Here is a 15426-nt window from a genome sequence, read left to right on the forward strand (position 1 = left end):
CTCAGGGCTTGACCGACAGGTAGTAGCGCTCGGCGCCGACGTGCAGCGGCAGCGGATCGGTGTACACCGCGGTGCGCAGGTCGACCAGCTGCGCGGCGTGCACCTGCCCGCCGATGTCGTCCCGGCTGTCGATCACCGCCCGGGTCAGCGCCTCCACCAGCACCGGGTCCACGTCCGCCCGGGTCACCAGCAGGTTCGGCACCGCCACCGTCGGCACCGCCACCCGCTCCGGCTGCACGTCCGGGTAGGCGTCCGCCGGGATGGTCGCCGCCCGGTACGCGTCCATCCCCGGGCCCGCCAGCTGGTGCAGCGGGTCGGACAGGTCGCCCATCGGCACGATCCGGATCGGCGTGCGCTCCGACAGGTCGGACAGCGCGGCCGTCGGCAGGCCGCCCGACCAGAAGAACGCGTCCAGCTCCTTGTCCCGCAGGCCCTCCGCGGCCTGGACGACGCCGACCTGCGCCGACCGCACGTCCCGGTCCGGGTTCAGGCCGGCCGCCTCCAGCAGCCGCCGGGTCACCAGGTTCACCCCCGACTTCGCCTGCCCGACCCCGACCCGCAGCCCGCGCAGGTCCGCCACCGAGTGCACCGGCGAGTCGGCCGGCACCACCAACTGCATGTAGTCGTCGTACAGCCGGGCGATCGCCCGCAGCTGCGGCTTCTGCGGGCTGCCGAACGTCGCCACCGCGTCCGCCGTGGCGACGGCGAAGTCGTCCTGGCCCGCCACCACCCGCTCCAGGTTGTCCAGCGAGCCCACGGAGTTGTCCAACTGCACCTCCAGCCCGGGCATGTGCGCGCCCAGGTACTGCCGCAGCAGCACCCCGTACCGGTCGTACACCCCGCCGACCACGCCCGTCGCGAACGCCACCCGGCCGCGCGGGCCCGACGCCGAGGAGGCCGAGGAGGCCCACCAGCCGCCCGCGCCCGCGGCCACCAGCAGCAGCGCCGCGCAGACCCGCAGCAGCCGGTTGCGCAGCAGCCGGCGCAGCGCGGCACCCGGACGGGAGGGGAGGTTCGCAGCAGCCATGCCGTGGATACTGCCAGCCCCCACCGTCCGGCGGGAGGCCCCGTCCGGTGCCCTTACCCTTGGCTCTGTGGGTATGGAGGAGAGCTTGCGAACTTACAAGGTCGTCACGTACGGCTGCCAGATGAACGTCCACGACTCCGAGCGCCTGTCCGGGCTGCTGGAGGAGGCCGGCTACGCCAAGGCCGCCGGCGACGGCGACCCCGACCTGGTGGTCTTCAACACCTGCGCGGTCCGCGAGAACGCCGACAACAAGCTGTACGGCAACCTCGGCCGGCTCGCCCCCGCCAAGCAGGCCAACCGCGGCATGCAGATCGCCGTCGGCGGCTGCCTCGCCCAGAAGGACCGCGAGACCATCGTCCGCAAGGCCCCCTGGGTCGACGTCGTCTTCGGCACCCACAACATCGGCCACCTGCCCGCGCTGCTGGAGCGCGCCGCCGTCGAGCGCAAGGCCCAGGTCGAGATCCTCGAATCGCTGGAGACCTTCCCCTCCACCCTGCCCACCCGGCGCGAGTCCGCGTACGCGGCCTGGGTCGCGATCTCGGTCGGCTGCAACAACACCTGCACCTTCTGCATCGTCCCCGCCCTGCGCGGCAAGGAGGAGGACCGCCGGCCCGGCGACGTCCTCGCCGAGGTCGAGGCGCTGGTCGCCGAGGGCGTCGTCGAGGTCACCCTGCTCGGGCAGAACGTCAACGCGTACGGCTCCGACCTCGGCGACCGGGAGGCGTTCGGCAAGCTGCTGCGCGCCTGCGGCCAGGTCGAGGGCCTGGAGCGGGTCCGCTTCACCTCGCCGCACCCGCGCGACTTCACCGACGACGTGATCGCCGCGATGGCCGAGACGCCGAACGTGATGCACCAGCTGCACATGCCGCTGCAGTCCGGCTCCGACACCGTCCTGAAGGCGATGCGGCGTTCCTACCGGCAGGAACGCTTCCTCGGCATCATCGAGAAGGTCCGGGCCGCGATGCCGGACGCCGCGATCTCCACCGACATCATCGTCGGCTTCCCCGGCGAGACCGACGAGGACTTCGAGCAGACCATGCACGTGGTCCGCGAGGCCCGGTTCGCCAACGCCTTCACCTTCCAGTACTCCAAGCGGCCCGGGACGCCCGCCGCCGAGATGGCCGACCAGGTGCCCAAGGCCGTGGTGCAGGAGCGCTACGACCGGCTGATCGCCCTCCAGGAGGAGATCTCCTGGGAGGAGAACAAGAAGCAGGTCGGCCGCCGGCTGGAGATCCTGGTCGCCGAGGGCGAGGGCAAGAAGGACGACCGCACCGACCGGCTCTCCGGGCGCGCGCCCGACAACCGCCTGGTGCACTTCTCCCGGCCCGAGGGCGGGGTGCGGCCCGGTGACATGGTCACCGTCGAGATCACCTACGCCGCCCCGCACCACCTCCTCGCCGAGGGGCCCGCGCTGGGCGTGCGCCGCACCCGGGCGGGCGACGCGTGGGAGAAGCGGCAGGCGGCGCCGGCCGCGAAGCCCGCGGGCGTGATGCTGGGGCTGCCGACCATCGGCGCGCCCCGGCAGGCGGCCGCGCCGAGCGGTGACGGCTGCGGCTGCTGAGAGCCGCGTGAGCCGGGGGCGCGGTTCCTCGCGCCCCCGTTTTGCCCTCCCGTAGAGTGATCGACATGCTTGCTGCCGCCGCCGTGTGCCCCTGCCCGCCGTTGCTCGTGCCGGAGGTGGCCGCCGGGGCCGCCGCCGAGACGGCGGGGCTGCGGGAGGCGTGCCTGGCGGCGGTGCGGGAGCTGGCCGGGGCCGACCTGGTGGTGGTGGTCGGGACGGGCGAGCGGGCCGGGGTGTGGACGGAGGGCGGCGCGGGGTCGCTGCGCCGGTACGGGGTGGCGAAGGCGGTGCGGCTCCCGCTGGGCGGGGTGGACGGCCCGGAGCTGCCGCCCGCGCTGACGGTGGGGGCGTGGCTGCTGGAGGAGGCGGGCGTCCGGGTGCCGACGCACGCCGTCGCGGTGCGGCCCGACACGGCTGCGGAGCGGCTGCTGGGCCTCGGCCGGGGGCTGGCCGAACTCGCGGACCGGGTCGGCCTGTTGGTGCTCGGCGACGGCAGCGCCCGGCGCTCGGTGAAGGCCCCCGGGTACCTGGACGAGCGGGCCGAGGAGCACGACCGGGCGGTGGCGCGCGCGCTGGCCGGGGCGGACGCGGCGGCGCTGGCCGGGCTGGACGCGGAGCTGTCGGCCCGGCTGATGGCCGAGGGGCGCGCCCCGTGGCAGGTGCTGGCGGGCGCCGCGGAGGGCGCCGCGCTCAGCGGTGAACTGCGCTACGAGGACGCCCCGTACGGCGTCGGCTACCTGGTGGCCTCCTGGCGCTGAGCGCCGGGCGGGCGTCAGTCGTCCTTGGGCTTGGCCGCGAAGTCGTCGCGGGCGTGCTTGGTGGCCGAGGTGCCCTTCACGATCTTGTCGCTGTACTTGTGCTTGGTGGCCTTGTCGATGGCCTCGCCGGCCTTGTCGACCGCGCCGTCGATCTTGTCGCCGTGCTTGCCGGCCAGCTCGCTGGCCTTGTCCTTGAGCTCCTCGGCCTTGCCCTTGAGGTTGTCCATCAGACCCATGGCGTGCGCTCCTCGTATTTCGGGTGATTTCCGGACCGAACAGTGCTGATCCTCCCCGGTCAACGACGGTGTGACACGGGAGGTGCCCCGCTTTTGCGAGACTGGTGGGGTGAGCGGTTCCTCTTCTTCCCCCTCTGCGCCCCCCCATGGCCCCGGCGGGCTGCCCCTGGTGGTCTCGGTGGTCGGCCCGACGGCGGCCGGCAAGTCCGACCTGGCGGTGGCGATCGCCCGCGAACTGGGCGGGGAGGTGGTGAACACCGACTCGATGCAGCTGTACAAGGGCATGGACATCGGCACCGCCAAGCTCACCGGGGCGGAGCGCGGCGGCGTCCCGCACCACCTGCTGGACGTGTGGGAGGTGACCGAGACCGCCTCGGTGGCCGAGTACCAGCGCCTGGCGCGGGCCGAGATGGACCGGCAGCTGGCGGCCGGGCAGGTGCCGGTGCTGGTCGGCGGCTCGGGCCTGTACGTGCGGGCGGCGGTGGACGAGATGGAGTTCCCCGGCACCGACCCGGCGGTGCGGGCCCGGCTGGAGGAGGAGCTGGAGCGGGCCGGCTCCGGCGCGCTGCACCGGCGGCTGGCCGGGCTGGACCCGGCGGCGGCGGAGGCGATCCTGCCCAGCAACGGGCGCCGGGTGGTCCGGGCGCTGGAGGTCATCGAGATCACCGGACGCCCGTTCACGGCCAGCCTGCCGACCCAGCGGGCGGTGTACGGGGCGGTGCAGATCGGCGTCCGGGTGCCGCGCCCCGAGCTGGACCGGCGGATCGAGCTGCGGGTGGACCGGATGTGGGAGGCCGGGCTGCTCGACGAGGTGCGCGAGCTGGAGGGGGCCGGGCTGCGCGAGGGGCTGACCGCGAGCCGGGCGCTCGGCTACCAGCAGGTGCTGGCGTTCTTCGCGGGGGAGTGCACCGAGGACGAGGCGCGGGCGGAGACCGTCCGGGCGACCCGCCGGTTCGCCCGGCGCCAGGAGTCCTGGTTCCGCCGGGACGACCGGATCCACTGGCTGGACCGGCCCGAGGGCGCCGATCCGGTCGAGCTGCTGGGCCGGGCACTGGAACTGATCCACCGTTCGGAAAGTCCGGTCGGGGCGGCCTGACCGGCGGTTTCCGGCTGCCCGGCGACCCGTTCCGGCCAGGCTCGCGGCGTCTGCACCGGCAGACGCAGGTGCAGGAGGTACCGGCGGTCACGGCGGGATCACGTCCTGGCATCGGATCACCCGATCAAGCCGCGCGACGCCCTGCCGGGGTGCCGGCACGTGCCATCATCGGTAGCACCGAGGCCCGGCACGCGGGCCGGCCTCACCGCCCGCGAGCCCTGGAGCTCGTGTCGAGCCGTCAGGGGAGGCCGCGTGTCAACGGGTACCGGCCCCGAAACCGATGAGCTGCTCGGCGACGTCGCCGACGGGTCCGAGACGCTTCCCGAGCTCGCCGTCCCCACCACCTCGTACGCGGTGGCGCTGCCCGCGATCGACGACCTGGCCGCCGCGCCGGGCGTGGTCCACGAGCGGGACATCCGGCCGCGCCGCCGGCTGCGCTGGTGGCAGATCCTGCCGATCGCCGCGACGCTGATGTTCGGCTCGCTGATGTTCGCCTTCCCGCTGGCCTTCGGCAGCGAGGGCGCGACCGCGATGATCGGGATGCTCGGCCTGCTGATCACCGCCGCCTCGGTCGGCTGGGGCGCGATGGCCGCCCGCCGGGCCGGCTACAAGTGGCCCGGGGTGCCGCGCCGGGGCAGCACCGAGCGGGCCGGCTGGAAGGCCATCGTGCTGTACACCCTGCTGGCCGCGGCGGCCGTCGCGCTCGCCGTCTGGCGGGTCGTCCACCTGCGCGGCTAGGGACCGTCCGGCCCCCGGTCCGACCCCGCCCCCGCCTGCCCGCCCCCGTTACCATCGGCGGTGTGAGCGAGCGCAGCGGAACCAGCGGAACGGCCTTCCTCAAGGGGCACGGCACCCAGAACGACTTCGTGATCGTCCCGGACCCGGACGGTCTGATCGACCTGTCGGCGGCCGACGTCGCCGCCCTGTGCGACCGGCGGGCCGGGATCGGCGCGGACGGCGTGCTGCGGGTGGTCCGCTCGGCGGCCGAGCCCGCCGCGGCGGGGACGGCCGGGCAGGCCGAGTGGTTCATGGACTACCGCAACGCGGACGGTTCGATCGCCGAGATGTGCGGCAACGGGGTGCGGGTGTTCGCCAGGTACCTGGTGCACGCCGGGCACGCGAAGCCGGGCGAGCTGGCGGTGGGCACCCGCGGCGGGGTCAAGCGGGTGCGGATCGCCGAGGACGCCCCGGACGGCACCCCGGGCGAGGTCACCGTGGACATGGGCCGGGCGGTGTTCCCCGGCCCGGACGGCATCACCGTCACCGTGGACGGGCGGACCTGGCCCGCGCTGAACGTCAACATGGGCAACCCGCACGCCGTCGCCTTCGTCGAGGACCTGGCGCACGCGGGCACGCTGCACGACGCCCCGGCCACCGCCCCCGAGGGCGCGTACCCGCAGGGCGTGAACGTCGAGTTCGTGGTGGACCGCGGCGAGCGGCACGTGGCGATGCGGGTGCACGAGCGCGGCTCCGGCGAGACCCGCTCCTGCGGCACCGGCGCCTGCGCCGTCGCGGTGGCGGCGATCCGGCGCGACGGCGCCGACCCGGCGGCCACCGGCGAGGCCGTGCGCTACACGGTGGACGTGCCCGGCGGGCGGCTGGTGATCGAGGAGTTCCCGGACGGCCGGATCGAGATGACCGGGCCCGCCGTGATCGTCGCGGAGGGCGTGCTCGCCTGACGGCAGGTCAGGGCGACGGAACGTCAGCCACCGCTTCCCACCGCGCTCTCCGGTTAATCCCCCCGTTCGGGTGATCCGGATGACAGAGGGGAAGCGGGGGCTCGCGCAACGTGCTCTGCTCGGTAGCATGGACCACCGGGTCGGCCGTCGCTCCGGTGTTGCTGCCGGAGGTGCAGATGACCATCCGCTCCGAGTTGGCGGGCTCGCCGTCCAAGCAGCAGGCGAGCCGGTTCAGCCGTGCGGCGCTCGGCCGGGCCGGCCGGGCCGCGCTGCTCGCCACCGGGCGGACGCCCGTCCCCGACGCCATCGAACCGATCGTCCAGGCCCACCGGGTGCACCACCCGCAGGCCGACGTACCGCTGCTGACCAGGGCGTACCGCCTCGCCGAGGAGAGCCACCGCGGGCAGACCCGCAAGAGCGGCGAGCCGTACATCACCCACCCGCTGGCCGTCACGATGATCCTCGCCCAGCTCGGCGCGGACACCACCACGCTGGTCGCCTCGCTGCTGCACGACACGGTCGAGGACACCGAGGTGACGCTCGACCAGGTCGCCGAGGACTTCGGGCCCGAGGTGTCGTACCTGGTCGACGGCGTCACCAAGCTGGAGAAGGTCGACTTCGGGGCCGCCGCCGAGCCCGAGACCTTCCGCAAGATGCTGGTCGCCACCGGGGACGACGTCCGGGTGATGGTGATCAAGCTCGCCGACCGGCTGCACAACATGCGCACCATCCGGCACATGAAGCCGGCCAGCCGGGTGCGGATCGCCAAGGTCACCCGGGACGTGCTGATCCCGCTCGCCGAACGGCTCGGCATCCAGGTGGTCAAGGCGGAGCTGGAGGACATCGTCTTCGCCACCCTGCACCCCGAGGAGTACGAGCACACCGGCGCGGTGGCCGGCGGCTGGACGGACGGCGTGCTCGCCCCGTTCGCCGCCGAGCTCGGCCGCCAGCTCGCCGAGGCCGGCATCCCCTCCGCCGTCACCGTCCGCCCCCGGCACCTGGTCTCGCTGCACCGGGTGATGATCAAGCGCGGGGCCGGGCCGGACGGCACCGGACTGCGGCCCGCCGACTTCGGGCGGCTGCTGGTGGTGGTCGAGGAGAACGCCGACTGCTACGCCGTCCTCGGCGAGCTGCACACCTGCTGGACGCCGCTGCCCGGCGAGTTCAAGGACTTCGTCGCCGCCCCCAAGTTCAACCTCTACCAGTCGCTGCACACCGCGGTCGCGCTGCCCGGCGGCGAGGTGATCGAGGTCCTGGTCCGCACCCGGCGGATGCACGAGGTCGCCGAGACCGGCGTGGTCGCCCTCGGCGACCCGCGCGCCGCCGACCGGCAGGGCGCCGCCGACGACCCCGAGGACCGCACCGACCCGGCCCGCCCCGGCTGGCTGGCCCGGCTGCTCGACTGGCAGCAGGACACCCCCGACCCGGACGCCTTCTGGTCCGCCCTCACCGCCGACCTGCGCGACGACCGCGAGATCACCGCCGTCACCGAGGACGGCGCCACCCTGCACCTGCCGGCCGGCTCCAGCTGCCTGGACGCCGCGTACCTGCTCGGCGAGGAGACCGGCCACCGATGTATCGGCGCCCGGATCAACGGCCGGCTCACCGCGCTCTCCACCCAGCTGCGCGACGGCGACGTGCTCGGCCTGCTGCTCGCCCCCGACGGCGAGGACAGCGGCCCCGACCCGCAGTGGCTGGAGTACGTCCGCACCCCCGGCGCCCGGCTCGCCGTCGAACGCCGGCTGGCCGTCCGCCCGGCCGTCACCGAACTGCCCGAGCAGCCCGCCGCGAGCAGCGCCCCGGCCCCCGCCGCCCCCGCGGCCGCCCCGGTCGCGCCCGCCGCGCCCGGCGCCCCCGCGGAGGTGCCCGGACTGCCCGGCGCCGCCGTCCGGTTGGCCCGCTGCTGCACGCCCGTCCCGCCCGACGAGGTGACCGGCATCGTGCTGCGCGGCGGGGCCGTCGCGGTGCACCGGGCGGGCTGCCCCACCGGCACCCGGATGCTGCGCGGCGGCCGCCACGCGGCCCCGGTCCGCTGGCTGCCCGGCGGCGCCCCGCAGTGGGGGTACCGGGCCACCCTGCACGCCGAGGCGCTCAACCGCCCCCGGCTGCTCGCCGACCTGACCGCGGCGATCTCCGGCGAGGGCGTGTCGATCTTCTCCGCCGAGGTCGAGCCGCCCCGCCAGCTCCGGGTGCGGCACAGCTACACCCTGGAGCTGCCGGACGCCGCGGCGCTGCCCGCGGTGATGCGCGCGATGCTCCGGGTCTCCGGCGTGTACGACGTCTACCGCCCGGGCGGGCCGGAGGCCGCGCCGGACGGGGCGGCGGCGGGGGTCGGCGCGGCGGCTGGTAAAAGGGATGACTCGGGCGCGGCGGGCGTGCAACCATCGTGGGGAATTCACGGCGGCTCCGCCGTGTTGTCCGAGAGCACGATCCGATCAACCCAAGGATGAAATGACCTCCACGTTCGACAGCCGCACCCGATCGAGCGAGTCCGCCAACCGGCTCGCCGACCTCAAGGCGGAAGCCCTGATGGACGAGGACCTCGCGGCGATCGACGAGGGCCTCGGCAACTACGACGGAGAGCAGTACGACCGCTCCGAGCGCGCCGCGCTGCGGCGCGTCCACGGCCTCTCCACCGAACTGCAGGACGTCACCGAAGTCGAGTACCGCCAGCTCCGGCTGGAGCGCGTGGTGCTCGTCGGCGTGTGGACGGACGGCACGCTGGAGGAGGCGGAGAACTCGATGGCCGAGCTCGCCGCCCTCGCCGAGACGGCCGGCTCCGAAGTCCTGGACGGCGTGATCCAGCGCCGCGACAAGCCCGACGCGGCCACCTACATCGGCTCCGGCAAGGCCCAGGAGCTGCGCGACATCGTCGCCTCCACCGGCGCCGACACCGTGGTCTGCGACGGTGAGCTGACCCCGGGCCAGCTGATCCACCTCGAAGACGTGGTCAAGGTCAAGGTCGTCGACCGCACCGCCCTGATCCTGGACATCTTCGCCCAGCACGCCAAGTCCCGGGAGGGCAAGGCGCAGGTCTCGCTCGCGCAGATGCAGTACATGCTTCCGCGCCTGCGCGGCTGGGGCCAGTCGCTGTCCCGGCAGATGGGTGGCGGTGGCTCCGGCTCCTCGGGCGGCGGCATGGCCACCCGCGGTCCCGGTGAGACCAAGATCGAGACCGACCGGCGGCGGATCCGCGAGAAGATGGCGAAGCTCCGCAGGGAGATCGCCGACATGAAGAAGGGCCGCGACACCAAGCGGCAGGAGCGGCGGCGCAACCACGTCCCGTCGGTGGCCATCGCCGGGTACACCAACGCGGGCAAGTCCTCGCTGCTCAACCGGCTCACCGGGGCCGGCGTCCTGGTGGAGAACGCCCTGTTCGCCACCCTGGACCCGACGGTCCGCCGGGCCCAGACCCCGAGCGGCCGGCTCTACACCCTGGCCGACACGGTCGGCTTCGTCCGGCACCTGCCGCACCACCTGGTCGAGGCGTTCCGCTCCACCATGGAGGAGGTCGCCGACGCCGACCTCATCCTGCACGTGGTGGACGGCTCGCACCCCGAGCCGGAGACCCAGCTCGCCGCCGTCCGCGAGGTGATCGTCTCGGTCGAGGCGCAGAACGTGCCGGAGATCGTGGTGATCAACAAGGCCGACGCGGCGGACCCGCTGGTCCTCCAGCGCCTGCTGCGCCGCGAGCCGCACGCCATCGTGGTGTCGGCCCGCAGCGGCCAGGGCATCGAGGAACTGCTCGCCCTGATCGACCGGGAACTGCCCCGCCCCGCGGTGGAGGTCAAGGCCCTGGTCCCCTACACCCGCGGCGACCTGGTCTCCAAGGTCCACGCGGAGGGCGAGCTGATCTCCACCGAGCACACGGCGGACGGCACCCTGCTGCACGCCAAGGTGGCGGCCGTGCTGGCCGGCGAGCTGGAGAAGTACGCGGTCGTCACGGCCTGACGGCCGACGGCACCGACCCGACGGGCGGGCGGCGCACCTCCGGGTGCGCCGCCCGCCCGTCCGTCGTCGGGCCCCGCCCGGTCACCCGGCCGGGCCGGTCACCGGGCGGAGCCGGTCATCCGGCGGTGAAGCCGTCGAACATCTTCTTGGCCTCGGCCCCGAGGGTGGGGCCGGCCATCCAGCCGAGCTCGTCGTCCCCGATCGAGACGTTGGAGAACAGCACCCGCTTGCCGTTCTGCGTGGTGAACCAGCCGCCGCCGGAGGAACCGCCGGTCATGGTGCAGCCGATGCCCAGCATCGGCGGGCGGGAGGCCAGGAAGGAGAACGGGCTGACGCCGACGCCGGAGTCGCAGTGCTCCAGCTCCTGGCCGTCGAACGGCGGGTCGACCGGGTAGCCGTACGCCTTCGGCGCGGTGATGTCGCTCTGCTTGGTGTTGAACGCGATCGGGACGGCCCCGCCGACCGCCTCCTCCAGCGAGCGGCTGCCGTCCATCGGGGTCATCCGGATCATCGCGAAGTCGAACTGGCTGGCCTGGTTGCCCACGTGGGCGCCCTCCTGGATCCACTGCGGCATCACCACCAGGGACACGGTCGCCCAGCGGCCCAGCGGGGCGACCTCCTTCCAGGTCTCGGCCGTCCCGCCGCGGCTGGTCGCGCCGGAGCGGTTGTACGCCGGGACGAACATCAGGTTCTTGTAGTAGCCGCCGCCCTTGCCCTCGTGCACGCAGTGCGCGGCCGTCCACACCAGGTTGCTCTTGCCGGGGTGCGCCGGGTCGGTGACCACGGTGCCGGAGCAGTGCTGCCGCACGCCGTCCGCGCCCGACAGGAAGAACTTGCCGATCACCGCGGTGTCCGCGCCGTACGGGTGCTGCTGGGGCTTGGCCGCGATGCGGGCCGGGGGGGTCATGTCCCGGAACGACGGGGCCTGCTTGTCCGGCTTGACCGACCCGCCGATGGCCCGGTCGGAGGGCTTCGACTTGTCCCAGTAGCCCTTGATCGCCTGGATGTCCTCCGGCTTGAAGCCGTTCTGGGTCGCCCACTTCTTCCAGTCCTCGGCGCCCCAGTTCGGCACGTCCGAGATGAACCTCTGCACGTCGGCTATGTCGATCGAGGCCTTCGAGGAGGTCGACGAGGGCTGGGCGCCGGTCGGCGGCGGGGTCGGGTCGGGGCTCTTGCTGCAGGCGGCGGTGCTGACGGCGAGCACCGTCACCAGGACGGCCGCGGCCGCGTTCCGGGCGCGGTGGGCCGGTCGGTGCCGGTCGGTCATGGGTGTTCCCCCCGTGGTCGGTGTGTGGGTGCGGAGCGGGGGCGGCGGACGGCCGCCCCGGTGGTGCGGTCACTTCCGGGAGATGTAGTCCAGCGCCTGGCGGGCGACGTCCTCCAGGTAGGGGCCGTTGAGCGTGGTGTGCGCCTGGGTGCCGATCGAGGTGTTGCTGACCAGCCGCTGGCGGCCGTCCGGGCCGTCGGCGAACCAGCCGCCGCCCGAGGCGCCGCCCGTCATGGTGCAGCCGATCACCAGCATCGGCGGCCGGGCCGGGTCGAAGCCGCGCGAGCCCGGCCGGCCGGAGTCGCAGCGCTCCAGCTCCTGCCCGTCGAACGGCGCGACCGCCGGGTAGCCCCAGGCCTGGATCGCCAGCCGTTCGCGCGGGGCGTCGAACCAGACCGGGACGGCGGTGCCGATGACCTCCTCCAGCGAACGGGTCTCGCCCTCCGGGCCGCGCACCTTGACCACCGCGAAGTCGTACTGGTTCGCGGCGTCCCCGCCCCTGGTGCCCTCGGTGGTCCACAGCGGCGAGGTGATCACCTTGTCGGCCCACCACTGCCCGAGCGGGGCGACCTCGGCCAGCGACGCCTTCCGGTGGTCGCTGGCCGCGCCGGAGCTGTTGTACGCCGGCACGAACACCAGGTTCCGGTACCAGTCGCCGCCCCTGCCCTCGTGCACGCAGTGCGCGGCCGTCCAGACCAGGTCGCTCTTCCCCGGGTGCGCCGGGTCGGCGACCACGGTGGCCGAGCACTGGCCGGTGCCGCCGCCCGGCGCGGTCATGAACACCTTCCCGGACGCCGGGTAGCTGGTGTACGGCCGCGGCACCGGCTGCGCGGCCACCGGCGGCGGCGCGGACGGCGGCGACGGAGCGGGCGGCGCGGACGGAGCGGCGGACGGCCCGGTGGACCCGGTCGGCGGCACGGCACCGGTCGGTGGCACGGCGCCTTCCGGTGGCACGGCGCCTTCCGGTGACGCGGCACCGGTCGGTGCGGGCGAGTCCGCCGGCGCGGACGGCGGGCCGTCCGGTACCGGGGCGGGCTGTCGGGGCGGCGCCTGGTCCATCTCCTCGGCGCTCCACAGGCCGGCCACCACCTGGTTGTGGAAGCCGTGCCGCTGCGCCCAGCGGTCCCACTCGGAGAACCCCCAGCGCTTCAACTCGGCGAAGTCGCGCGGATTCCCGTCACCCCCGCCGGACGAGGTGCAGGCGCCCGCACCGCCGGCCAGGACGGCGACCGCGGACAGCGCGGCCACCAATCTCCGTGCCTTCACCATCGACCCCCCGGACAAAGAGAACCTCTCCCGGGGGGTCAGTCTTTCATCCGGGTACGCCGCAGCGGTCGGGTGGTGCTCCTCCGTTGACGTCCGGTCACCGAACCGTGATGGTGGCGGCCCGTCAGGATCCCGGCCGGTCACACCTGAGGGTGAGTGATCCGGCGAAACTCACTGGAACGAGTGAGTCGATCTTGTGCCCGACCGAGGGGGATAGGTAACCCTTACCCGAAGGCAGTCACCCGGCCCAAGGAGCGGACATGGCCAGCACCCTCACCGGCGTTCCCCCGGCCGTCCGGCCCGGGGCCGGGCACCCGGCCCCGGACCCGCTGCTCGACCCCGACCCGGCCGTCGCCGCCGAACACGCCGCCACCGAGAGCCTGTTGCGCTGCTGGGCCCGGGAGACCGCGGCCGAACGCCCCGACGACGACCTGCTGCGCATCCCGGTGCTCGGCGGCGCCGCCCAGCTGTCCGCGCCGGTGCGGCACTGGTCGGCCTGCGGCTGGCACCGGTTCGGCCCCGCCACCGTCTCCACCGGCAACGCCGAGCACCCGGTCGACGCGGTCACCGTCGCCGCCCTGGTGGCCGCCGCCACCGGCACCCCCGACCCCGGCCAACTCGCCGACCTGACCGGCCGGGTGGCCGACTCGGTGGGCCGCACCGCCGAGATCCTCGCCCACCGCCGGGCGGTCTCCACCGCCCCCGCCGGCCAGTTCCTGCGCGCCGAGCAGTCGCTGCTGCTCGGCCACCCGCTGCACCCCACCCCGAAGAGCCGCGACGGCCTCGGCCCCGCCCAGTCCGCCGCGTACTCCCCGGAACTGCACGGCAGCTTCCGGCTGCACTGGTGGGCCGCGCACCGCTCGCTGCTGGCCGGCGACTCCGCCACCGGCACCCCCGCCGAGCAGCTCACCGCCGAGCTGTACGGCCGCCCGCTACCCGCCGACGCCGCCGCCCTGCCGCTGCACCCCTGGCAGGCCCGGGAGCTGGCGCTGCGCCCGGCCGTCGCCGAACTGCTGGAGCAGGGCCTGCTCACCGACCTCGGCCAGCACGGCGAGCCCTGGCACCCCACCAGCTCGGTGCGCACCGTCTGCCGCCCCGGCACCCCGTGGATGCTCAAGCTCTCGCTGGGCCTGCGGATCACCAACTCCCGCCGGGAGAACCTGCGCAAGGAACTGCACCGCGGCGTCGAGGTGCACCGGCTGCTGGAAGCCGGCCTGGCCGCGCGCTGGCGGGCCGCCCACCCCGGCTTCGACATCGTCCGCGACCCGGCCTGGATCGGCGTCGACCACCCCGCCCTCGCCGACCCCAACGGCCTGGACACCGTGCTGCGGCAGATGCCGTTCGGGCCCGCCGACCGGGCCCTGTGCGTGGCCGGGCTGGTCGCCGAGCAGCCCGTCGGCACCGGCCGGCCCGGCTCGCGACTGGCGGACGTCATCGGCGAGTTGGCCGCCCGCACCGGCCGCCCCGCCCAGACCGTCGCCACCGAGTGGTTCCTGCGCTACCTGGACGCCGTCGTCCTGCCGGTCCTCTGGCTGGACGGGCAGGCCGGCGTCGCCCTGGAGGCGCACCAGCAGAACAGCCTGGTCCTGCTGGACGCCCTCGGCTGGCCCGCCGGCGGCCGCTACCGCGACAACCAGGGCTACTACTTCCGCGACTCGCACGCCGACCGGCTGCACGAACTGCTGCCCGCGCTCGGCGCGCACAGCGACACCTTCGTGCCCGACGCGGTCGCCGACGAGCGCTTCGCCTACTACCTCGGCATCAACCACGTGCTCGGCCTGATCGGCGCCTTCGGCTCCCAGGGCCTCGCCGACGAGCACCTGCTGCTGGCCGCCCTGCGCCGCTTCCTGGCAGGCCCCGCCGCCACCGCCACCGGCTCCGCGCTGCCCGCCCACCTGCTCGACGCCCCCACCCTGCGCTGCAAGGCCAACCTGCTCACCCGACTGCACGGCCTGGACGAACTGGTCGGCCCGGTCGAGACCCAGTCGGTGTACGTCGAGATCGACAACCCGGTGGCCCGGGCGTGATGCCCGAAACCGGGACGATACCCACCACGGCCGGTGAACTCGTCCTGCGCACCGTGGAGTTGGCCACGGACCTGGACCTGCTCACCGGCTGGATGAACGACCCCGACACCGACCGCTGGTGGGCGCTGGCGGGCCCGCCCGGCACCACCGCCGCCCACCTCGCCGCGCAACTCGACGGCGACGGCCGCAGCCGCCCCGTCCTGGCCCTGCTCGACGGCGAGCCCACCGGCTACTTCGAGCTGTACCGGGCCGACCTCGACCCGCTGGCCGCGCACTACCCCGCCCGCCCGCACGACCTGGGCCTGCACCTGCTGCTGGCCCCCGCCGCCCGCGGCCGGGGCCTGGCCGCCCGGCTGCTCGACGCGATCGCCGCCCGGCTGCTGGAGCGCGAACCCCGCTGCACCCGGGTGCTCGCCGAACCCAACGTCCGCAACACGCCCTCCGTCCGGGCCTTCGCCCGGGCCGGCTTCGCCCGCGTCGCCGACCTCGACCTGCCCGACAAGCGCGCCGCCCTGATGATCCGCCGGCGCGCCGACACCCCCGCCGCTACCTAGGACG

General features: G+C 74.5%; 13 protein-coding genes. 9 read left to right on the forward strand and 4 right to left on the reverse strand.

All coding sequences use genetic code 11. The features are described from left to right. Window position 1 precedes the first annotated feature (1 nt). Window positions 2–1027: a TAXI family TRAP transporter solute-binding subunit gene (locus OO48_RS05865; RefSeq protein WP_033213279.1), complete on the reverse strand. Its 1026-nt coding sequence runs from the start codon at window positions 1025–1027 to the stop codon at window positions 2–4. Window positions 1028–1100: 73 nt separating this feature from the next. On the opposite strand from OO48_RS05865, the gene miaB reads away from it, so the two are divergent. Continuing rightward, the gene (gene miaB, locus OO48_RS05870) at window positions 1101–2588 is read left to right on the forward strand and encodes a tRNA (N6-isopentenyl adenosine(37)-C2)-methylthiotransferase MiaB (RefSeq protein ID WP_106970258.1); all 1488 of its coding nucleotides are present in this window, start codon (window positions 1101–1103) and stop codon (window positions 2586–2588) included. Window positions 2589–2653: 65 nt separating this feature from the next. Then, complete coding sequence (locus OO48_RS05875) at window positions 2654–3346, forward strand: class III extradiol ring-cleavage dioxygenase family protein (protein ID WP_033213331.1); 693 nt, start codon at window positions 2654–2656, stop codon at window positions 3344–3346. 14 nt (window positions 3347–3360) lie between these two features. Here OO48_RS05875 and OO48_RS05880 read toward each other — a convergent pair whose 3' ends face one another. After that, on the reverse strand, window positions 3361–3582 hold the full coding sequence (locus tag OO48_RS05880; RefSeq protein ID WP_033213281.1) for an antitoxin: 222 nt from the start codon (window positions 3580–3582) through the stop codon (window positions 3361–3363). A gap of 169 nt (window positions 3583–3751) precedes the next feature. Between OO48_RS05880 and miaA the strand changes: the two genes are divergently transcribed. From miaA to hflX, 5 genes are all read left to right on the forward strand, one after another. Beyond that, the gene (gene miaA, locus OO48_RS05885) at window positions 3752–4678 is read left to right on the forward strand and encodes a tRNA (adenosine(37)-N6)-dimethylallyltransferase MiaA (protein ID WP_209439440.1); all 927 of its coding nucleotides are present in this window, start codon (window positions 3752–3754) and stop codon (window positions 4676–4678) included. Window positions 4679–4930: 252 nt separating this feature from the next. Further along, window positions 4931–5416 (forward strand): hypothetical protein, encoded by a 486-nt coding sequence (locus OO48_RS05890; RefSeq protein ID WP_033213282.1) that lies wholly within the window; start codon window positions 4931–4933, stop codon window positions 5414–5416. Between the two features lie 62 nt (window positions 5417–5478). After that, window positions 5479–6357 carry a diaminopimelate epimerase gene (dapF, locus tag OO48_RS05895; protein WP_033213283.1) on the forward strand — a complete coding sequence of 293 codons (879 nt, stop codon included), beginning with the start codon at window positions 5479–5481 and terminating at the stop codon, window positions 6355–6357. A 176-nt stretch (window positions 6358–6533) separates the two neighbouring features. Further along, window positions 6534–8807 carry a RelA/SpoT family protein gene (locus OO48_RS05900; RefSeq protein ID WP_033213333.1) on the forward strand — a complete coding sequence of 758 codons (2274 nt, stop codon included), beginning with the start codon at window positions 6534–6536 and terminating at the stop codon, window positions 8805–8807. A 1-nt stretch (window position 8808) separates the two neighbouring features. After that, the gene (hflX, locus tag OO48_RS05905) at window positions 8809–10308 is read left to right on the forward strand and encodes a GTPase HflX (protein WP_033213284.1); all 1500 of its coding nucleotides are present in this window, start codon (window positions 8809–8811) and stop codon (window positions 10306–10308) included. A gap of 115 nt (window positions 10309–10423) precedes the next feature. Here the strand turns inward: hflX and OO48_RS05910 are convergent, their stop codons facing one another. Continuing rightward, entirely contained in the window at window positions 10424–11575 is a 1152-nt protein-coding gene (locus tag OO48_RS05910; protein WP_033213285.1) for a trypsin-like serine peptidase, read from the reverse strand. Between the two features lie 69 nt (window positions 11576–11644). Next, complete coding sequence (locus OO48_RS34280) at window positions 11645–12823, reverse strand: hypothetical protein (protein ID WP_051731779.1); 1179 nt, start codon at window positions 12821–12823, stop codon at window positions 11645–11647. A gap of 278 nt (window positions 12824–13101) precedes the next feature. Here OO48_RS34280 and OO48_RS05920 point away from each other — a divergent pair, with 278 nt between their 5' ends. Next, the gene (locus OO48_RS05920) at window positions 13102–14868 is read left to right on the forward strand and encodes an IucA/IucC family protein (protein ID WP_033213286.1); all 1767 of its coding nucleotides are present in this window, start codon (window positions 13102–13104) and stop codon (window positions 14866–14868) included. Then, window positions 14868–15422: a GNAT family N-acetyltransferase gene (locus tag OO48_RS05925; RefSeq protein ID WP_425338509.1), complete on the forward strand. Its 555-nt coding sequence runs from the start codon at window positions 14868–14870 to the stop codon at window positions 15420–15422. Before OO48_RS05920 ends, OO48_RS05925 begins: the two co-directional genes overlap by 1 nt. The last annotated feature ends 4 nt before the right edge of the window (window positions 15423–15426 follow it).

It is taken from the genome of Kitasatospora phosalacinea (genome assembly GCF_000716545.1).
Lineage (GTDB): Bacteria > Actinomycetota > Actinomycetes > Streptomycetales > Streptomycetaceae > Kitasatospora > Kitasatospora phosalacinea.